The sequence below is a fragment of the Lacrimispora indolis DSM 755 genome (genome assembly GCF_000526995.1).
GTDB classification, from domain to species: domain Bacteria; phylum Bacillota; class Clostridia; order Lachnospirales; family Lachnospiraceae; genus Lacrimispora; species Lacrimispora indolis.
In genome coordinates, this window is sequence record NZ_AZUI01000001.1 from 2,088,485 (window position 1) to 2,106,251 (window position 17,767).

Consider the following 17,767-nt stretch of genomic DNA (forward strand, 5'->3'; position numbering starts at 1 on the left):
AAACCCTTTATTTATGCGTATTAGAAAGCTGCTATTTTATCATTGTCTGCATTATAATATGACTCCAGTTTATCCACTTTTACATACACGTATCCAAAATGAAAGTAAGTGTCCAGAGAGATATTGGGTCTGATTATTATCCACTTCAGCTTTGTATAGATTGCTCTCACAGGTATGCCGGAAGATATGCGCAGTAATATCACTTGCCAGGGGCACAGAAAGAAGTACTGGAATGGCTGATTCAAGTGGAAAAATTGATGAAGTTCTCAAGGAAGGCAGTAAACTAAAATAAACGGTATCACTGGAGAAGAAGCCAACTCCAGAGATGTGGGAAGATTTTCAGAACAGGTGAACTGCCTGAATATTGCATTGGACGCAGAGGAAGCAGTAAATATGGGGCCATATGTTTTTGATGATGTCGGAAGCGTATTGCAGCGGCTGGTTTAACATCAAACCAATACGATAGAGAAGTCGGCAACGGGGAGTAAAACAAACCCATAAAAATAGAGGAACCGGCAAGATCGGGAATCCTGCCGGCTGAAGTGTGAAAAAGATTTATGTATAAAGGCCATTGCCTATTTGTAATTAATATACCTGGAAATTGTGACAGGAATTTGATGGATCTGTGAAGAGTTTGTGAAAAAGCAGGTACATTGAGAACTTAATATTGATAGTTAATAAGTATGGTGATATTCTACTCATGAAGAATATTGATAAAATGTCAACTTCAGATTAATTATATCTTTTACAGGAGGTTGTACCTATGAAGATAGCACTCATAGATGTTATTTCCGAAGAGGTTGTTAAACTCTTTTCAGAACAAGATAATTTTATGATAGAGTTTCTCGGCGGTGATAGTGTTTATTATACCCGCTATAGCAAAAATGAAAACATAGAAAATGTTTGGGTGGCCTACTTTGGCGACTTGCCAATCGGATGCGTTGCTTATCGAAAAAAATCTATTGGTGTTGGCGAGGTTAAACGTATGTTTATTAAGCATGAATATCGTGGACGAGGAATATCGATAGTGTCAAGATTTTTTCGCAAATTGTATTTCAACCGTCTGGTAGCCGGTAGTTAGCCGGCTATGATATCAGACTCGTTTTGGAGATCCATTTCTTTTAGATGCTCCATATTCATGTAGCGCTTTGTACCCCATTGGGTCCCTGCTACGTGTCGTAGTCTGGCACATACAAGCATTAAAGCACTTTGCCCATCAGGAAAAGCGCCAATTGCCCGGGTTCTACGTTTGATTTCCCTATTAAGTCTTTCGATGGTGTTGTTGGTGCGAATTCTAGTCCAGTGCTGGCTAGGAAAATCCATGTATGTAAGGGTTTCCTCGATTCCGTCTTCGACCTTTTTAGCTGCCGAAGCTAATTTCATCTCGCGAAGTTTATCAGCTACTTGTTTTGCCTTTTCCTTTGCAGATACCTTACACTCTTGAGCATGAATAGCCTTTAGCAGCATAGAGACTTCTTTCATCTTATTACGAGGAGTGGCCGAAAATATATTCCGATAGAAGTGAACCGTACATCTTTGATACTTTGCATCCGGAAATACTTCTGGAATGGATTCGAGCATCCCAAGGCATTTATCACCAATAATTAGGCGCACTCCAGCCAGGCCACGTTCTTTTAACCATACAAAGAATGTCCTCCAGCTTTCACGATCTTCTTTCATACCTTCTGCTGTGCCAATGATTTCACGGCATCCATCTTCATTGACACCAATAGCAACAAGGATAGAGACATTTTGAACTTCACCACCCCAGCTGCGCTTTAAGTAAACACCGTCAACATAAACATATGGATAAGAACCGCTAAGTTTGCGGCTTCTCCATGTTTCAATGTGTTCATAAGCTTTTTTATTAAGATTACTTATTGTTCCAGGTGAAATTTTAGTTCCCCATAATGCCTCGGTGATATCTTCAACACGGCGAACAGAAACACCCGCGAGATACATTTCAATGAGAGCCTCTTCTACGGAGCATTCTCTGCGGCGATAGCGTTCAATAATGGCAGTTTCGAACGGAACACCCTTTAGCTTTGGCATCTTTAATTTGACCTCACCAGCTGTGGTTTGAAAGTTCCTGCTGTAATGGCCGGAACGATATCCCTTGCGTTCACCGGAACGTTCGTATTTTTCCGCATTAACGAGTTCTTCTGCTTCATGATCCAGCAAGGCATTGAGGGTTTCCTCAACGCTGTTGCGTACTAAATCTTTCAATTCGTTATGGATAAGTTCCTGATTTAATTGTATAATATTATCAGACATGTTCTATAGCCTCCTTTGAGAGTATTTTGTGTGGTAACTTAATTCTACCAAACGGCTATAGACCATGTCTATTTTTATGAAATTAAATTTGCGAAATTAATTATACGTCATCGGAATATCAAAATCATTGCTTGATATGGTTGAAAAACATGCAAAGCAGTGTGGTGACCAAGCGTTACATTTGAGTACCCGCATTACACTTGAACCCGCCATTACATTGTACCGACATTCTGGATTTTATGAAACATTTCGCAATGATCTTTATGTGGAAATGGAAAAGAAGTTGTAATTACAACTTATACTAATGAGCATAACACGGAACCGATAAAATCGAATATGTAAAGATGACCCCTAACTATCAGGATTAAGCTGGTAGTTTTTTGTTGCCAGAAAGAAATGTTGTATTTGAACTTTGTGCGAATGAAGCAGATTAGGATGGAGAGTTTAGGAAATCATTTTCTTAGATACTTAATGCAGCATAGGAAAACCATGACATATACAATATACTTAAATATTTCAAGTGACTGTGCGAATAGCAAAAAATAAGAAATCATAAAAACCTCCAAATTTTTTTAATTTAAGTATAACAGGTTATTTGAAATTGATAGTAGGTTGGTAATTTGAGTGTGAAAAAATTAGCATTTAATAGAGAAATGTACATTGAAAACTTCATATTGATAGTTAGTAAGTATGGTGGTATTCTGTTCATGTAGCTAATTTATATACAAGGGGGAACAAATATGGAATTCAGAATTATATCATTGCCACCATTTAAGGCATCTACATCAGGTGTATCAAATGAGTGTGATTTTGCACCGGGAAGTATTTTGAACAAATTCGACAAGTATTTTTCAGCCATTAAATTGTGCCCAAGAGATAGCTTTAGACCTCGTGATTTTTTGTATTTTGATAATGAGAAACAAGGAATGGTGTGGATGTGGGCTTTAAGTGAGGATATTGATGACGGTGGTAATGAGGTAATTAATTTTGATGGCGGCTATTACCTAACCTATGCCTATAAGGATGGTGATGAAGAAACAAACGGGAAATTATATAGGGAAGCGATAAATTTTATTGTAAACTCAAAAATATTAGAGTTAGATATTCGCTCAAATCATTATGCAATGGGACACATCATTACACCACAAGAGATTATAAATGCTCAAGGCTGGGCACAAATGGAAACGTTTATTCCTGTTAAATTAAAAAACATATAACTTCCTGTTATGTGCATAATGCAAAGTTAATAAAGTGAACATGTAAAGAAAACTACTAACTATCAGTATTAAGCTGGTAGTTTTTTTAAATCACATAAAGCTGATATTTTAAGGAGGATGAACGATGGATAAAAACGATTTCTTAAAACAGGCATCTTATAAACCACAAAAAGCTTCATGGTGCTGTACATGTGCAATGCGTATTACCTGCCAGGACAAGGACGCGGTAACCATATAAAAGGATTTCCTCAAAGAGATAGTTTCAGGCTTTGTAGAAGCAGATCAGGAGCAATGCGTCCGGTATGTCCGGCATTACATAACCTTCCGGCCTAATCAGGCCTGACCGGGCCGGAAGTAGAAAGAAACATGAAAGAATAGCAGTGGATTCCGGTGTAAGATGTGTTCATGACGGATACTATCTATTAGATACCGGATTTAATTGAAGTAATGTTGCCGCATGGGCTCCAAAAGATGTTCTTAAACCATATTTAAACCGTGGTGCACTTTTTAATTGCAATCAAAAATAGTCTTGGCTGCAAGATATTGTCCGAAATCATCCTTCCATTTTTTATGGACCTCCGATGAATCCCATACATTCAGAGTTTCCGGTTCCAAAACCATTTTTATCATTAAATCATAGCGGTTTGCCCTGTCAATACAAGATGAGAACAACTGAACCTGATGGACTCCAGGGATCTCAGTTGCATGTGAAAACAGATCCTTAATTTGGCTGATTAATTCTTCTTTATTAGAAACAGTATCTAGAAATTTTACAATGATATGGTGTGTCATAGTGCCTCCTTATATAGTTTTGTTTTATAATAGCATATTTTACAGGTATTGAAAACTTAATACTGATAGTTAGTTGGAGATAAAATAATCTTTAATTACTATGCCGAGAAAAAATATTTGTAACGAATTCGATCTTCCGTAGTCTTATGTATGAAAGCGAGGTGAAAAAGTGGAGGACTTCAATGAAATATACATTCTTTACTTCAAGGATGTCTATAAATATGTTTTGTCGATAAGCAGGGATGAAATGATTGCGGAAGAAATAACACAAGAGACATTTTTTAAGGCTTTAAAAAACATCGATAAATTTGATGGGAAGTGCAAACTCTATGTGTGGTTATGTCAAATTGCAAAAAATACATTTTTCACCTACAAAAAGAAAGAAAAGTGTCTTAAAGACTTGACTGAGGCGGAAGATATTCTTGCTGATTCAACGTTAGAGCAGAGCCTGTTATCGAAAGAATCTGTATATAAAATTCACAAAGAGCTTCATAGTTTAGGCGAACCCTATAAGGAGGTTTTTATGCTACGGGTGTTTGGAGACTTATCCTTTTCACAGATAGGGAGCTTATTTGAAAAAACAGAAAGCTGGGCGAGGGTCACTTACCATCGAGCAAAAATGAAATTAAAGGAGAGGATAGAATGCGAATAACCTGCGAAATAATAAAGGACCTGCTACCATTGTATCACGATAATGTATGCAGTGAGGACAGCCGCAAATTAATTGAAGAGCATTTATCAACCTGTGAAAGGTGCCGTGGCGAGCTGAAGCAAATTGATATAGAGATAAAAGCGGTTAAAAATACGGAGGATGTAAAAATTATGAATAATATTGCAAAGAAATGGAAACAGGACAGATTGTCATCTTTTTTCACAGGCACATTACTTTTTTCGATTATTGCCAGTGTGGGGTGCCTGGTGGCATTTAATATGATCGGCAGTTATGTAACTGCAGAAGGATTTCTGGTGGAACCGTTTGCTTTGATTCCGCTATCCTACCTGTTTGGATTGGCTGCACTGTTGTCAGGCCTTGTTCTAGGGATTCTGGCTATAAAAAGGCGCATGCTAAATGCTAAATAATTATTTGAAAGATATTGCTCATTATGTATAGCCAATAATATAAATAGGTTAAAGAACTACTAACTATCAGTATGATATACTCCCCTTGTAGCAGACTATTTAAATGTAAAATTGTTTATTCTTTAACACTGTCTACTTGTCAGGGAGCAGTTCAGTATTTTGCTGGTAGTTTTTTATTGCGGTAAATCCAGAAGACTGATACTTACAGAGAAAGGAAGGCGTAACTATGAGAGTGGCGGTTACAGTTGATATTGACGTTAAAGGATCCGGATTAAATGAAGAGTTCTCATTAAAAGATAACATCATTTTTTACAAGGGATTTATTAATAAATGGAGCAGCCATACAGGAAAAGGGACTTACTCTTTGAGCGGTTGATTATTCAGCATAATTAGGTTTACAGAAAAAAGAAACCTAACTATGGTACACGACAAGAAACTGATTAAAAAGGCCAAATGATCCCACTGTAAAATCTGCCAGGAATGCATAACAGGTGCTGGAAAGATGATGCAAAGAATAACAAGGGAGATTTAAATCTCCCTTGCGTAACTGGATGATGCTTAATTGGATGTAATTCTAGGTTTAGGGCCTTCACCCGGAGGAGTATAAAATGGATCAATATAATCGCTATTTAATGCGGTTTTCGAACGATGATCTGTAAGGGTAACATTTTTATTACTGGCATTATTGTCTGTTGCACTGCCCTGTTTGTTGGAAGATATATCTTTGTTATTCAAGATTGATGCTCCTTTCGCTTTTCAGTAGTGTCTGCAGAACAAAAAATAATATGCAAAATGCTAAGAATTTAACTCAATAGAGGGGGAAGAAACATATTATAAAAATTATGATTTTCCGAAGTATTTGCCTTAAAACGAAAGGGGCCGGCAAGGAGACGAAACCCTGCCGGCTGAAGCATGAAAAGAAGCTATATATTAAAGGGTTATTAACCTCTTTGTGATTATTAATATACCTGGAAATTGTGACAGGAATTTGATGGATATGTGAAGAGATTGTGAAAGTATTTGACTAATTATTAGCTTGTTCGATTATTTGGCCACGAAGTAATTCCCTGCCAACCCTATATGATGATTGTACTTCATGCACCATGCTTTCATAGAAAGATATTGCAGCTGCCCGACGTTCCGATGCAACTTCTAGCCCCCTGCTTGTGTAAAAACGGGAATAGAGTGGTTCAGATACCTGTCCTTTGTAAAAAATGGTACGTGCTATACCGAGAGTCCCTGTTGCGTCTATTTTGTCAGCATCAAATAAAATTTTCGCTTCTATACTTTGTGGTGGTGCATCGGTACGAAATCGGTGTGTTTTTATACAAGAACTTACATGTGTGGCATATTCGGCTTTATAACCATTAGAAATTAAAAAGTTATATGCTTTTTGGGAGCCAATAGCAGCGTGGCATAATTTGGGGTTTTTAAATTGTTCATTCCGGCCTATGTCGTGAAGCAGACAGGCACAAATCAGCACATCGTAATTTACATTACATTCCTGGCTGGCAATGTCTAATGCAACATATAAGACCCTGTAAATATGATCTTTATCGTGTGCGCTATCTTTCATACATGAAAGCATGTAATCCTCAAGTACCTTGTATTTTTGTAAATCCAATAGTGTTACCCCCCCCCTTATAATAATGTAATTATCCATAATATTTGTGTTAATTCGCATCGTATCATATTGTGTAATAGAATTCAATAAGTATAAAGATGTAAGGTGGTTTTTTATTATTATAAAGAGAGTAGAAATCATTATTACATTATCCCGGCAGCAAGAAACGAATCGCCCCTGGATAATCGGAAATATGCCAGAGCACCATAGCAATCTGGGTCCATACTTTAGAGGGGAAATGTTAAAGGCAGGAGAATGGATTGATAAGACCCATGAAATAGCGGATGCCTTAGAGCATGAGGCAAAGCTGCAGTGTAGTAAAGAAGTTGAAAGAGCAACGGCTGATAGAGATGGCTATATATAGGCATGTGAAGATTTTGCAAGGGAAATACTCCATGGGATAAGCAATAATCAAGGCTAAGCCATAAAGCTTGTTAATATGTCGAATATGCATAACAGGCAATTTTCATAAAAATAATATGTTGTTTCTTATCCGCTTTTATTGCGGTCACTTATTAGACCAATTATCATGCCTATAATGATACCAAAGGCGAGATTATCAAATAGTAACCCAAATATCAAGCCTAGACTCATTCCGGTAGCTAAACCAGAGTTAGAATAATTATTTTTATTATTTTTAGACATAATAGTTTTCCTTTCTGAATTATATAAAACTAGTTTACATTAGTTGTACAAATAAGTACATGGGAATTTTTACAAGAAGCAGAACTACATTGAGAAAATCATCAAAAGAGCGCCGGGTTCAATTTGTGCAAGCACAAAGGATTCCCTTTGCAGAAGCAGATATATCCATAAAACCGACTCCATTTATGACCTTATCAGTAATGATGTCCCGCTATCCCCCTATCCGTGTACATGATTATGCCCAGATCCGGTGCTTTGGGAGCCGCTGGTAAGGAGAAAGAAAGCAAAATGTGAAACTGAAAGATAAAAAGATAATTATGGTTCAGGTGTATCTTGTCAGGAAGTTTGGAACTATGATTGGTAGCCATGAAGGACTGATTGATATGCGGCTTAATCGTGGCAAAGGAATTTGAAAAGTCCCGGAAAAAGAATAAGCGGGTAAATGGGTTTTCGAATGCCAAAAAGCTGAGGGAGAATAATAATCGGATTTGCCAGAGTGCTCAGAAGGGGTGATGGAGATATCAGATGCGGCTTGCGGCCGGGGCGGAGAAGATTGTATATCCTGCAGATGGCCAGTCGTGCCGGCATAATCCTGCGGCTGACATATCCCTGATAATTAAAAAAGCTATGCTCCATACCTCATACCATATTACTTACAGGAATAGTTTATAAACATATCTGGCACAAACTGCCTTTATGACATAGGAGAAAGGAGCTAAGGGATGAATCAGGCGTTTAAATATGTATTTCTCTGGTTTACAGGCGGGATCATTTATATAGGTATGGAACTGGCATTCCGCAGCCGCTCACATTGGACCATGTTTCTTTTAGGCGGCATCTGCTTTGTGGTTTTGGGCCTGATCAACGAGTTGATACCTTGGCAGATGCCCCTCTTCCAGCAAATGATCATAGGTATGATTATAATTACATACTTTGAGTTATTAACCGGCTGTATAGTAAATATATGGCTCGGTTGGGGAATATGGGATTACAGCCACATGCCAGGTAATATCCTGGGACAGATCTGCCCGGAATTTTCCTTTTTATGGTTCTGGATTAGCGGTGCTGGGATCGTGTTAGATGACTGGCTTAGATATTGGCTGTTCGGAGAAGACCGACCGCATTATACGTTTTTTAAAAAATCTATAATTAAGAAAGTTTGAGAAAATGAGAATGAAAAATGTATTATGTACAGCCGCAGGCAAAGTATGATATTCCTGCAGATCACATGATCTGACACTGCGATGTGGCAGGGAAGATATATCCGGATCCATATGTATTTAGCCATACAACGCATACTTGGGCAGCCTTTAAGATATCTACGGCGGCAGTTCCGGAGAAGAAATACGGCTGGTATCAGAAAGATGGTGACTGGAGATTCTATAATGGAATTACCGGTCAGCCGGTCTGGCATGATTTGCTTCAGGGTCAGGAGGGAAAATGGCTATGGATTTGGTAACAATCACAACTGATCAGGATGGCACACTGCAGCATCCAGGATTGGCGGAGTAAAATGAATATAGAAGAGGTGGAAACCATTGATTGGCTGCCAATGGTCACTTTTCCAACTCTTTACGAATTTTCGGTTCAATACCTCTTTGTTCCATTTCTTTCAGTATTTTTTTAAATTCTCCTGCTGGAGCCTTCGGAGCTTTAACACCTTCACTGACTTTTTTTAATCGATCAAATTCTGCTGCCAGATTTCTTTCTATAAAATTCATAGTAATCACCTCATAGTGAATTATAAAATAGGTAATGCAATAACTTAAGTGGAAATGTCTGGAAATTGCTCCATTCTCAAACTTTTCTGAATTCACAACTTGTCTGTTTGTCCCATAGTATACAGTGTAAAGTTTAATAAAAAGAGGTGTTGCATTATGTGCTGCTTTAACTGGGGTAATAGAAGGAATTGCTGTAGATGCTGTTGCAGATGTTGGAACAACTGTGGTAACATTAATAATGATCCTTGCGCAGAGGAAAAACGAAGATGTTATTGGCAGGGATACCGAGACGGGTGCAGAAATGCTCCTTGCCGCTGGATTAATGAAGAGAATTGCAACAACGAGAGTGATTGCTAGTTAGTATGAAAGGCGGGCATCCGGTATTCCGGACCCCGCCTTTTACATAGCAGAACATATCATTTTCTGAACAGCCCTGAAAAGATGTCTCTTTCTGTCATGTTTCGGATTTTTTCAACATATGCTTTACCAATTCTGGTAAAAGGATGCTACTATGAGAATATATGTGGTAAAGCGGGGGGACAGTGTGGACACCATTGCCGCTTCCCAGGGCATTCCGGTAGAAAGCCTGATATTTGATAACCAGATCGGTTATCCGTACCGCCTGGCTGTCGGCCAGGCACTTTACATTCGTGATGAAAGTCCCTCGGAAGATAGGACGCCTCTTTATGTGTTCGGCTATGCATACCCGATCATCAGTCAGGATAATCTGCAAAATACTCTTCCATATCTGACCGATCTTTATGTGTTTTCCTATGGATTTACCATGGAGGGGGATCTGGTGCCGCCCATGAGCCCTGATGACTGGATGATAGAAAGGGCCTGGCAACTTGGAGTGCGCCCGATTTTGACACTCACCCCTCTTGGACCTGACGGGCATTTTAACAACAACTTGGTTACTACGGCGGTACATAATATGGAGGTCCAGCAGAGGATGACCTGGAACTTAGGCCTTAAGATGCTGGAAAAGGGATTCGCAGGCCTGGATTTTGATTTTGAATATATTATGGCGGATGACCGTATTGGCTATGCGGAATTGGTGAGACGGACCACTCAGATCATGAACCAGTTCGGCTATCAGGTCACGGTGGCCCTGGCTCCCAAGACATCGGCTACTCAGAGCGGGCTTTTGTATGAAGGTGTTGATTACAGGCTTTTAGGAGAAGCAGCTAACAGGGTTTTGCTTATGACTTATGAGTGGGGGTATACATTCGGCCCGCCAATGGCCGTAGCACCAATCAACATGGTCAGAAGAGTGGTGGATTATGCCTTGACAGAGATCCCGAAGGAAAAGATCAGCCTTGGCATCCCCAACTATGGGTATGACTGGCCTCTGCCCTATGAGAGAGGTGTGACAAGGGCAAGAACCATAAACAATTTGGAAGCGGTCCAGATTGCCATTGATCATGGTGTGGAGATTCAGTTTGATGAGGTCGCTATGTCCCCATTTTTCCGCTATTGGCAATATGGAGTCCAGCATGAGGTATGGTTTGAGGATGTGAGAAGCTATAAGGCCAAGTTTGACTTAATCAAGGAATACGGCCTGACCGGGGCAGGGTACTGGCAGATCATGCAATTTTTCCGGGCAAACTGGCTGCTATTGGAGCAAATGTTTGATATTATAAAGTTTGTAAACTGATTTTTGTCTGTTTTCAGAAAAAGTCCGTTGCACTTTTGCTATTGCCGATACATACCCATGAAACCCTTTGTTTATGCGTGTTTCATGGGTATTACTTTTCTCTCTGACTGCATTTTGACTGCATTGTAATAAGCCTCTAACTTATCAACCTTTACATCTGCGTATCCGAAATGGGTGTAGGTATCTAAAGTGGTTTTGATATCATCATGTCCTAAAAGATATTGCGCTTGCTTAATATCTACTCCTGCCTTATATAAATCACTGGCATAAGTATGCCTAAACGTATGCGCGGTAATATCGTCAGGGAGAGGCTTGTCACTAACCGCCTGGAGCTTATTGATAAATTGCTTCCAGCGCCTAAAAAAATAATTTAACCCGATATAGCTTCCATATTTTGAGGGAAATAAAATCCCGTCTTTATGGGAAATATAATCTTTCAAAATAGGGTATAGAGGCATTGGTATGGGCACCTGCCGCTTGCCAGCTTTGGTTTTGGGGTAGTCTTGTAAGCAATCAGTAACGCTCTTACTTGATACAAGGGTCTTGCAGACATTAATCTTTCTCTTCTTCAAGTCTATGTCAGATACATTCAGGGCTAGTGCTTCGCTTTTTCGCAGTCCGGTGTAGAGCAGGAGATTTGCGAGGCAGTATTCAAATTCGTTTAAGTCTGCTTTTTCAATCAAGTCTCGCTCTTCTTGAGTGAGAGATCTTCTTTCTTTTCTGTGATAATTAACTCGTGACATTCCACCTGTAATATCCTTTGCCATAATATCTTTGTGGACTGCGTATTTTATAATTGCCCGGATTGTGGATAAACATTTATTGTATCTGTCTACCTTCCCGGATTCAATTAATACTTTACGGAATTCCTCAATGTGACTCTGCTTAAGATTTTTTACTTTAATATCTCCAATGTAAGAATTGATAGTTTTCAGCCGGCTTTTGATGACTGTGATTGATTGCTCCTTAACGCTTCCTACTTTTTCATTCGTGAGCCACAGGTCAGATAATTCACGAAAGGTCATGTTCTCCTCTTGCAAGATAATCCCTTTGTCCTTAAGACTCATAAAATCCCTATAATTCTTGTCCAGTTCTTTTTGTGTTTTTCCATATATGGTTTTTCGGATTGGCTTACCGTTCCTTAGTCCTATGGTCACCTGTTTGGAGTATCGTCCATCCTTTCTTTTCTTCTTTTTCTCAGCCATAATATCATTCCTCCTAAAAATGGGTAAAATAAATACGCCCTCTTGCCAGAGCGTTCCAGAAATGATATAATTCCATTGATGAGATGGATATATCTTTCCGGAAGTCCGGTAAGAGAAAATCTATGTAAAGCCGTTCAGCATTGCGAGTGCTGGGCGGTTTTTCGTATTATTGATTAAGCAACTGTTTTTTCTTTGTGTCGAATTCTTCTTGAGTGATAGCTCCCATATCTAGAAGCTCCTTTAGTGCCTTAATTCCTTTAAGAGAATCTGATATTTCTTTTGATGAAGAAGAGATTGAAAGTTCTTTCTCTATTTTAAAACACTGAATTTGAGAATCGGTCTTCGAGTTGCAGGCGATGGTAATTGGAAAGACTGTCCCATCGCTTATTCTTTGTAATTTAAGTATAGCTGTATTATCTTTTTCAACTTGCTTATGTACTTGTTGTGTAGCAGACTCGTTTGTGGATTGAGTCTTTGCCTTGCTTTTTCCTCCTGCCCCAATAGCAGCACCAACAACCGTACCGACACCAGGGAAAAGCACTGTGCCGATAATAGCCCCAGTAGCCATTTTTCCCGATTTTCCTTTTTTGGTTGTTTCACTGTTTGTAGAGCCTTTTGTGTTCGCTGTCATCACAGAATCATAAGTAGGTCCATTCCAATGGTAATCTACAATCTTATAAATTTCTGAATCGTCATAGTTAAAGTATGTGGCACCGTCTAACTTCTGGCGAAGTGTGGCGGAGGGACCGAGTCCAAGTTCTTTAAATCCAAAAGACATACTTAAAGGAATACTTCTGTCTTTTGAGCACTCTGCCTGTTTCAAGGCCTTTGCTTTAGTGTTTTCAATTTCATTTTTGGCCAAACCAACCAGATTGTCCATTATCCCCATATTTATTACCTCTTTTCTTTTTTATCTATTTACAATTTTCTATAAAATCACAGCATTTTTACTCACTTGACATTTTGCAAATATTAAATGGCTCAAATAATATTATGTATTCGCCTTTTTGAAAACCAAGGCCATACTTTGAACGATAACAATCTATGGCCTCTTGAAGAAAAGATTCAGTTACATTAAGATGCTCTGCGATTTCATACCGGTTAGAGCAACCAGCTTCCTTGGCAGAAATTAATTTTTCTATTGTAACCATTTTATTATAGGCCCATAGCCTTGCGGAATTTTCCTGTTTCTGATTGACAGCACTTTCCATATTTAAAATTATACCAGAAGAAGTATGAAAGTGTCCTAATTCTTCTGCAAGTATACATGCTCTTTCAACACACGTATCAATGTGATTACTAATTGCTATAGACCCATCGCAGTATAAACCTTTAATATTTTCGCTCTTAAAAGGGACATAATCGATTTGTAAACCGATGTCTGTCGCTTCCTGTTCTTCTTTTTCTAAGTCATTCATTACTCTGTAGTCCCCGTGTAATACTATTTTTTACGTCTACTTTTTACAAACGCAACATAATTCATAATTTCTTCCATTTCTTCCTCTGAAAGTTTTTCTCCTTCAAAATGAGCTGCTAGGGTTTCAATCCGCGAAGTTTCAGGATTAGATTCTTGTCCTGTTAGCAGGAAATCGACAGAAACGCCCAAAAATTCTGCAATCTTTTGCAATTTGTCTCCGCTCGGCATGTTTTTATTAAATTTATTAATGGAGCTACGAGCAAACCCGAGTTCTTGTTCCAGCCGATTGACGGAATAACCTTTCAATTTGGCAGTATCACGTATACGTTCATATAATCCCATTTTTGTTATACCTCAAAATTTTGCGCAATTAACTATTGACATTCGCAAAATTTTATGTATAATAAAATTATGAGTTGCGCAAGATTTTGCGAATGTCATGTTGTAAGCGTATATTCTTAAATTGATTATTGGCACTTCTGATTCTAGAATATTTTACGCAAAATGTCAAGCTAAATTCATAAAATATTACGCAACTACAAAAATTGTAGGAGGTGAAGCTTTGCTATATGACAATATTAAGGCTCTGTGCGATAAACAAAATATCCCTATTTCACAACTAGAAAGACGCCTTGAATTTCCGAGGAGCAGTATTTGTAAATGGGATGAAAATGAACCAAGTGTATGGAGGGTGCACAGAGTTGCCAGGCTATTAGGCGTAACCGTAGACAGCTTACTGGAAGACACCCAGGACGCGTAACAGCGCATCGAAAAAGAGGAGGGCAAGACTGGACGGTCGGGGCCGTGGACAAGCAGTAGAAAGGGGAGGTGAGAGAGATAAAGATAAAGAAAAACAGCCTCGCATTATTATTAACACTCAGCTGCTTTTTCATTTTGAAAATGATTTTTGGCTTTGATGGTGAGATTCTTTCAAAGTATCAATCGTCTGTACTATTTATGCTTGTCTATTTATCAGTTCATAAGCTTTTGGATTAAGGCTGATATTAAAACTTTTATTTCTGTTGAATAAAGGCTGATTGCAAGGGATAAAAGCCAGCCGCCAAGGTTTATAACTCTTGAAGCTACTGCAGAGGGATTAAATCCTATCAATTCAATTAAATTGCTTGGGAATGAAAAAAGTGTTTTTAATGTCCGTACTGGATTAAAAGAAGATTTAAAGTCTTGAAGAAGATAGTTTCGTTTCATCAGCAGATAATTGCAAATATTTATAGCAGCTCTATAATTTTCTACATCGGAAGCCCCATATTCAAGTGAATCGCCATAATCACCGTAGTATTTTTGTATCGTTGGGAATTTAAGCAGGGTTTCATTAAGACATTGTTGATAATTTTCTTTCTTATCAAATTGAAGGCTTATTCTATCTATTCTTGCGGAATTTATGTATCTTAATAGACACTTTAAACATTTTAATATTTCGTTAAGCTTCATAAATGATTTTACAATTTTAACAATGTATGCAGTAACAAAAAAAAGCAGTAGGAAAAACTTTAATGAAACATTGATTAGAGGAACCATTTTTTTCTCCTATCATATATATTCCAGATGGCAGTCTGGTACTTACATTATAAGGAGAAATGGAAAATTTTACAAGAAAGGAATGGTGATACATATAGAAATTACATATTCATGCAAGTCCTGCCGGTACCGCAACCGCTGTCTGGAACGGAGCAGGCGGTATCCATGCAAAGATTATGAGAGGAGGGAAAATAAAGTTGGACAAGCAATTCCTAACAATCAAGGACTGCGTAGAGCGCCACGGCATAAGTCACAACACAATAGAGTCCCTGTTTAAAAGAAAAGGATCTCCAGCAATCCGCGTTGGCCGTAGATGGCAAGTGGATGTAAATAAATGGGATCAGTATCTGCTAAAATTGGCAGAAGAGAGTAAGGGGTAAATCTCATGAAAAAGTACTATGACAATTTAGATGATTACACCGATCACAGCAGGCACCCACTAATGGACAAAGCCATATGCTACGTCCGGATGACAATCATATTTTTCTGTTGTCTGGCCGTGCTGTTTGCGGTATGTGGCTCGTTGGAAGTGATGTGAGAGGAGAGCAATTGAAATATGAAAAAAATTAACAATATTGACTTGACAGTAAGCGCAGGACGGGAACTTGAAAATTACAAGGAATGGATTGATAAGGCAGAGACTATTGAAAGAGCAAAAGCAGCTGGAAATGCTGCACTTGGTTTTATCAATGGTATGAACATGACAGTCAATGCAATGATCTGTACTGAAAATAATGATTTTACTGGTGACTTCGGTGAATGGCTGGATGAACAAAAACAGTTAGTCATGATAGCGGTTAGACAAAAATGTTTCATGCTCGTTGATGAAATCGAAATTTAATGAGAGGAGGAGAGGGGTCATGATAAATGAAGATCGTCTGAACTATTACTTAACGGAATTGCAAAACCGGAAAGGATCGCCTTACGGCATGGCTAATGAAGCACTTGCGGATGAATTATTTCCGTATGTTCAAGCAGAGTTTCCGGAGGCAATCATGGTAAAGCAGGGAATCGGCCAATACATTGTAGTGACTAAGCGGGCCAGAACTGCATTGCTCAAACGGTTTCAGGTTTCTAAACTGGAGTACGAAAAAGCAATTTCAGAAATTGATGGAGTCATACAGACTCTAAAAACTGAAACCCCAGGAGCGGCAACTCCCAGGGAATCAAGGTAACACGTAAATATTTCACATCCCTATTATAGGGAATCTATCGGAGGAAATCAAGATGGAAGAAAAAATAATAATGGTATATGTTCCTTTGAATGAGTACGCAAAAGGACAAGCTGCCATAGCGAGGCTTGAAGCCTTGAAATCTTTTACTATAAAAAGTGATTACAGCATTTCGCAGGAGGACATTGCCAGTATTTTGGGGTTTGAGCTGCCGGAAAAAAGGGTGGGACATGAATAAGTATCGTAAGCTCTGGGTTCTTCTCAGGGAAAAACTGACTGATTATGAAAACAATGAGAAGGATCCGGAGGACAAGGAAATCTATCATTTTGTACTAACTGAGATGGCCCAGATGGAGGCTGCAGAGTTTTTGGAGGATTAAAGTATGGACAGGCATAAATGCGACATGTGCGGCCTGCATCTGGATTCAGATGGAGCAGCGTGTGAGGAATGTATCAATAAATCGAGGATTACTAAGAAAGTGGCTCGCGGAAGCCAGATAGGAGTGGATTATGAACAATATGGAACTGAAAGTAACAACGGTGAATGCGGAGATCACAGCAAACTTTGAAGATTTTGAAAAATGGATAGAAGAACGTACCCATGAGTACGATGGTGTTGTTTTCACAGAGGACCAGAAAGCAGCTGCCAAGAAGTCTGTAGCCGATCTCAGAAAAACAAAAAAGTCTGTAGATGACAGCCTTAAAACTACAAAAAAGTTATGGATGGAACCATATGAAAGGTTTGCAGATAAGGTCAAGGCTCTGTCTGCAAAGCTTGATATCCCTATTGATTACATACTTAGACAAGTTGAGGAGTTTGAAAATAAACGTATTGCAGAGCGTGAGGCCGATATCCAGAGAATCTATAATGAAACTATCGGAGACATGATTGAATTCCTTCCGCTGTATAAAATCAAGTCGGATAAGTGGACCAATGCCAGTACAAGCCTTAAGGCTCTGGCAAAGGAAATGACAGAGATTATTACCAATGCCAGGACAGGAAAAGCGGCTATTGAGGCTATGCAGTCAGAAGCTGTACCAGAAGCGTTGAGAAAGTTTCAGTCCACCCTTAATCTTGCGGATGCTCTGGGACATATAAACCGGTATGAAATTCAGAAGGCTGAAATTCTCAAAAGGGAGGAGGAGCACCTTAAGAGAGAAGAGGAGCGCAGATATCAGGCGGAAATTGAGCGTGTGAAGTCAGAGGAACGTCAGAGGGTTGCCGAAGAGGAGCGGATTCGCAGGGAAACCGAGGAAAACACGAAAGCGAAAATTACTTCCGTAGATACAGTTGCCGCGGCCCCTCTGACAGCTCCAGAATCCCGTACAGCAGTTTATACAGTGCTTGGGACGGAGTGTGAGCTGGCAGAGCTTGAAATGGCCATGAACAGTCTTGGGCTTTACTTTGAAAGAAAGGATGTATAAGG

At 39.0% G+C, this 17,767-nt stretch carries 25 protein-coding genes; 14 read left to right on the forward strand and 11 right to left on the reverse strand.

All coding sequences use genetic code 11. The annotated features are described in order from the left end of the window. Window positions 1-763 precede the first annotated feature (763 nt). Window positions 764-1,081 carry a GNAT family N-acetyltransferase gene (locus K401_RS0109925; RefSeq protein ID WP_024292810.1) on the forward strand — a complete coding sequence of 106 codons (318 nt, stop codon included), beginning with the start codon at window positions 764-766 and terminating at the stop codon, window positions 1,079-1,081. Here the strand turns inward: K401_RS0109925 and K401_RS0109930 are convergent. Then, a complete protein-coding gene (locus K401_RS0109930; RefSeq protein ID WP_024292811.1) occupies window positions 1,078-2,274 on the reverse strand; it encodes an IS256 family transposase in 1,197 nt (398 codons plus the stop codon). The genes K401_RS0109925 and K401_RS0109930 overlap by 4 nt on opposite strands. A gap of 740 nt (window positions 2,275-3,014) precedes the next feature. Between K401_RS0109930 and K401_RS0109935 the strand changes: the two genes are divergently transcribed. Beyond that, a complete protein-coding gene (locus K401_RS0109935) occupies window positions 3,015-3,491 on the forward strand; it encodes a hypothetical protein (protein WP_024292812.1) in 477 nt (158 codons plus the stop codon). A 507-nt stretch (window positions 3,492-3,998) separates the two neighbouring features. On the opposite strand, the gene K401_RS0109945 is transcribed toward K401_RS0109935, so the two are convergent. Beyond that, window positions 3,999-4,283, reverse strand: coding sequence for a hypothetical protein (locus K401_RS0109945; RefSeq protein ID WP_024292813.1), 285 nt, complete (start codon window positions 4,281-4,283; stop codon window positions 3,999-4,001). A gap of 169 nt (window positions 4,284-4,452) precedes the next feature. Between K401_RS0109945 and K401_RS0109950 the strand changes: the two genes are divergently transcribed. The 3 genes from K401_RS0109950 to K401_RS32815 all read left to right on the forward strand — a co-directional run bounded on the left by K401_RS0109950 (window position 4,453) and on the right by K401_RS32815 (window position 5,739). Beyond that, entirely contained in the window at window positions 4,453-4,935 is a 483-nt protein-coding gene (locus K401_RS0109950; protein WP_024292814.1) for an RNA polymerase sigma factor, read from the forward strand. After that, window positions 4,926-5,363 (forward strand): DUF3955 domain-containing protein, encoded by a 438-nt coding sequence (locus tag K401_RS0109955; protein ID WP_024292815.1) that lies wholly within the window; start codon window positions 4,926-4,928, stop codon window positions 5,361-5,363. The genes K401_RS0109950 and K401_RS0109955 overlap by 10 nt, the downstream gene beginning before the upstream one ends. A 226-nt stretch (window positions 5,364-5,589) precedes the next feature. Further along, window positions 5,590-5,739 (forward strand): hypothetical protein, encoded by a 150-nt coding sequence (locus tag K401_RS32815; RefSeq protein WP_156882379.1) that lies wholly within the window; start codon window positions 5,590-5,592, stop codon window positions 5,737-5,739. 182 nt (window positions 5,740-5,921) lie between these two features. Here the strand turns inward: K401_RS32815 and K401_RS32820 are convergent, their stop codons facing one another. Together K401_RS32820 and K401_RS0109965 are read right to left on the reverse strand one after the other, a co-directional pair. After that, on the reverse strand, window positions 5,922-6,098 hold the full coding sequence (locus K401_RS32820; protein WP_156882378.1) for a hypothetical protein: 177 nt from the start codon (window positions 6,096-6,098) through the stop codon (window positions 5,922-5,924). Between the two features lie 289 nt (window positions 6,099-6,387). After that, the gene (locus tag K401_RS0109965; protein ID WP_024292816.1) at window positions 6,388-6,987 is read right to left on the reverse strand and encodes an HD domain-containing protein; all 600 of its coding nucleotides are present in this window, start codon (window positions 6,985-6,987) and stop codon (window positions 6,388-6,390) included. A gap of 193 nt (window positions 6,988-7,180) precedes the next feature. Here K401_RS0109965 and K401_RS32825 point away from each other — a divergent pair, with 193 nt between their 5' ends. Further along, window positions 7,181-7,351 (forward strand): hypothetical protein, encoded by a 171-nt coding sequence (locus K401_RS32825; RefSeq protein WP_156882377.1) that lies wholly within the window; start codon window positions 7,181-7,183, stop codon window positions 7,349-7,351. 125 nt (window positions 7,352-7,476) lie between these two features. On the opposite strand, the gene K401_RS33175 is transcribed toward K401_RS32825, so the two are convergent. Then, window positions 7,477-7,632 (reverse strand): glycine zipper domain-containing protein, encoded by a 156-nt coding sequence (locus K401_RS33175; protein ID WP_166435265.1) that lies wholly within the window; start codon window positions 7,630-7,632, stop codon window positions 7,477-7,479. Window positions 7,633-8,354: 722 nt separating this feature from the next. Here K401_RS33175 and K401_RS0109990 point away from each other — a divergent pair. After that, window positions 8,355-8,795 (forward strand): putative ABC transporter permease, encoded by a 441-nt coding sequence (locus K401_RS0109990; RefSeq protein WP_024292817.1) that lies wholly within the window; start codon window positions 8,355-8,357, stop codon window positions 8,793-8,795. A 393-nt stretch (window positions 8,796-9,188) separates the two neighbouring features. Here the strand turns inward: K401_RS0109990 and K401_RS33180 are convergent, their stop codons facing one another. Then, the gene (locus K401_RS33180; protein WP_166435266.1) at window positions 9,189-9,353 is read right to left on the reverse strand and encodes a hypothetical protein; all 165 of its coding nucleotides are present in this window, start codon (window positions 9,351-9,353) and stop codon (window positions 9,189-9,191) included. 511 nt (window positions 9,354-9,864) lie between these two features. Here K401_RS33180 and K401_RS0110010 point away from each other — a divergent pair. Continuing rightward, on the forward strand, window positions 9,865-11,010 hold the full coding sequence (locus K401_RS0110010) for a glycosyl hydrolase family 18 protein (protein WP_024292819.1): 1,146 nt from the start codon (window positions 9,865-9,867) through the stop codon (window positions 11,008-11,010). A 71-nt stretch (window positions 11,011-11,081) separates the two neighbouring features. Here K401_RS0110010 and K401_RS0110015 read toward each other — a convergent pair whose 3' ends face one another. From K401_RS0110015 to K401_RS0110040, 5 genes are all read right to left on the reverse strand, one after another. Beyond that, the gene (locus tag K401_RS0110015; protein WP_024292820.1) at window positions 11,082-12,215 is read right to left on the reverse strand and encodes a tyrosine-type recombinase/integrase; all 1,134 of its coding nucleotides are present in this window, start codon (window positions 12,213-12,215) and stop codon (window positions 11,082-11,084) included. 166 nt (window positions 12,216-12,381) lie between these two features. Beyond that, the gene (locus tag K401_RS0110020) at window positions 12,382-13,104 is read right to left on the reverse strand and encodes an SHOCT domain-containing protein (protein WP_024292821.1); all 723 of its coding nucleotides are present in this window, start codon (window positions 13,102-13,104) and stop codon (window positions 12,382-12,384) included. 58 nt (window positions 13,105-13,162) lie between these two features. Next, on the reverse strand, window positions 13,163-13,633 hold the full coding sequence (locus K401_RS0110025; RefSeq protein ID WP_024292822.1) for an ImmA/IrrE family metallo-endopeptidase: 471 nt from the start codon (window positions 13,631-13,633) through the stop codon (window positions 13,163-13,165). Window positions 13,634-13,656: 23 nt separating this feature from the next. Further along, window positions 13,657-13,974, reverse strand: coding sequence for a helix-turn-helix domain-containing protein (locus K401_RS32370; protein ID WP_024292823.1), 318 nt, complete (start codon window positions 13,972-13,974; stop codon window positions 13,657-13,659). 630 nt (window positions 13,975-14,604) lie between these two features. Next, entirely contained in the window at window positions 14,605-15,168 is a 564-nt protein-coding gene (locus K401_RS0110040; RefSeq protein ID WP_024292825.1) for a hypothetical protein, read from the reverse strand. A gap of 385 nt (window positions 15,169-15,553) precedes the next feature. On the opposite strand from K401_RS0110040, the gene K401_RS32830 reads away from it, so the two are divergent. The 6 genes from K401_RS32830 to K401_RS0110070 all read left to right on the forward strand — a co-directional run bounded on the left by K401_RS32830 (window position 15,554) and on the right by K401_RS0110070 (window position 17,765). After that, window positions 15,554-15,706, forward strand: a complete 153-nt coding sequence (locus K401_RS32830; protein ID WP_156945264.1) for a hypothetical protein — start codon at window positions 15,554-15,556, stop codon at window positions 15,704-15,706. Window positions 15,707-15,724: 18 nt separating this feature from the next. Further along, window positions 15,725-16,009 carry a hypothetical protein gene (locus K401_RS0110050; protein ID WP_024292827.1) on the forward strand — a complete coding sequence of 95 codons (285 nt, stop codon included), beginning with the start codon at window positions 15,725-15,727 and terminating at the stop codon, window positions 16,007-16,009. A 19-nt stretch (window positions 16,010-16,028) separates the two neighbouring features. Further along, the gene (locus K401_RS0110055; RefSeq protein ID WP_024292828.1) at window positions 16,029-16,343 is read left to right on the forward strand and encodes a hypothetical protein; all 315 of its coding nucleotides are present in this window, start codon (window positions 16,029-16,031) and stop codon (window positions 16,341-16,343) included. A 52-nt stretch (window positions 16,344-16,395) separates the two neighbouring features. After that, window positions 16,396-16,578: a hypothetical protein gene (locus K401_RS0110060; protein WP_024292829.1), complete on the forward strand. Its 183-nt coding sequence runs from the start codon at window positions 16,396-16,398 to the stop codon at window positions 16,576-16,578. Further along, a complete protein-coding gene (locus tag K401_RS32835; RefSeq protein ID WP_156945265.1) occupies window positions 16,571-16,720 on the forward strand; it encodes a trigger factor in 150 nt (49 codons plus the stop codon). The genes K401_RS0110060 and K401_RS32835 overlap by 8 nt, the downstream gene beginning before the upstream one ends. Before the next feature lie 130 nt (window positions 16,721-16,850). Further along, on the forward strand, window positions 16,851-17,765 hold the full coding sequence (locus K401_RS0110070) for a DUF1351 domain-containing protein (protein ID WP_024292830.1): 915 nt from the start codon (window positions 16,851-16,853) through the stop codon (window positions 17,763-17,765). Window positions 17,766-17,767: the final 2 nt, after the last annotated feature.

Bases quoted from the DNA above. Each gene is read 5' to 3' on its own strand.
- K401_RS0109925 (WP_024292810.1), top strand. From the start codon at position 764: ATGAAGATAGCACTCATAGATGTTATTTCCGAAGAGGTTGTTAAACTC.
- K401_RS0109930 (WP_024292811.1), bottom strand. From the start codon at position 2,274: ATGTCTGATAATATTATACAATTAAATCAGGAACTTATCCATAACGAA.
- K401_RS0109935 (WP_024292812.1), top strand. From the start codon at position 3,015: ATGGAATTCAGAATTATATCATTGCCACCATTTAAGGCATCTACATCA.
- K401_RS0109945 (WP_024292813.1), bottom strand. From the start codon at position 4,283: ATGACACACCATATCATTGTAAAATTTCTAGATACTGTTTCTAATAAA.
- K401_RS0109955 (WP_024292815.1), top strand. From the start codon at position 4,926: ATGCGAATAACCTGCGAAATAATAAAGGACCTGCTACCATTGTATCAC.
- K401_RS32815 (WP_156882379.1), top strand. From the start codon at position 5,590: ATGAGAGTGGCGGTTACAGTTGATATTGACGTTAAAGGATCCGGATTA.
- K401_RS32825 (WP_156882377.1), top strand. From the start codon at position 7,181: ATGCCAGAGCACCATAGCAATCTGGGTCCATACTTTAGAGGGGAAATG.
- K401_RS33175 (WP_166435265.1), bottom strand. From the start codon at position 7,632: ATGTCTAAAAATAATAAAAATAATTATTCTAACTCTGGTTTAGCTACC.
- K401_RS0109990 (WP_024292817.1), top strand. From the start codon at position 8,355: ATGAATCAGGCGTTTAAATATGTATTTCTCTGGTTTACAGGCGGGATC.
- K401_RS33180 (WP_166435266.1), bottom strand. From the start codon at position 9,353: ATGAATTTTATAGAAAGAAATCTGGCAGCAGAATTTGATCGATTAAAA.
- K401_RS0110010 (WP_024292819.1), top strand. From the start codon at position 9,865: ATGAGAATATATGTGGTAAAGCGGGGGGACAGTGTGGACACCATTGCC.
- K401_RS0110015 (WP_024292820.1), bottom strand. From the start codon at position 12,215: ATGGCTGAGAAAAAGAAGAAAAGAAAGGATGGACGATACTCCAAACAG.
- K401_RS0110020 (WP_024292821.1), bottom strand. From the start codon at position 13,104: ATGGGGATAATGGACAATCTGGTTGGTTTGGCCAAAAATGAAATTGAA.
- K401_RS0110025 (WP_024292822.1), bottom strand. From the start codon at position 13,633: ATGAATGACTTAGAAAAAGAAGAACAGGAAGCGACAGACATCGGTTTA.
- K401_RS32370 (WP_024292823.1), bottom strand. From the start codon at position 13,974: ATGGGATTATATGAACGTATACGTGATACTGCCAAATTGAAAGGTTAT.
- K401_RS0110040 (WP_024292825.1), bottom strand. From the start codon at position 15,168: ATGGTTCCTCTAATCAATGTTTCATTAAAGTTTTTCCTACTGCTTTTT.
- K401_RS32830 (WP_156945264.1), top strand. From the start codon at position 15,554: ATGAAAAAGTACTATGACAATTTAGATGATTACACCGATCACAGCAGG.
- K401_RS0110050 (WP_024292827.1), top strand. From the start codon at position 15,725: ATGAAAAAAATTAACAATATTGACTTGACAGTAAGCGCAGGACGGGAA.
- K401_RS0110055 (WP_024292828.1), top strand. From the start codon at position 16,029: ATGATAAATGAAGATCGTCTGAACTATTACTTAACGGAATTGCAAAAC.
- K401_RS0110060 (WP_024292829.1), top strand. From the start codon at position 16,396: ATGGAAGAAAAAATAATAATGGTATATGTTCCTTTGAATGAGTACGCA.
- K401_RS32835 (WP_156945265.1), top strand. From the start codon at position 16,571: ATGAATAAGTATCGTAAGCTCTGGGTTCTTCTCAGGGAAAAACTGACT.
- K401_RS0110070 (WP_024292830.1), top strand. From the start codon at position 16,851: ATGAACAATATGGAACTGAAAGTAACAACGGTGAATGCGGAGATCACA.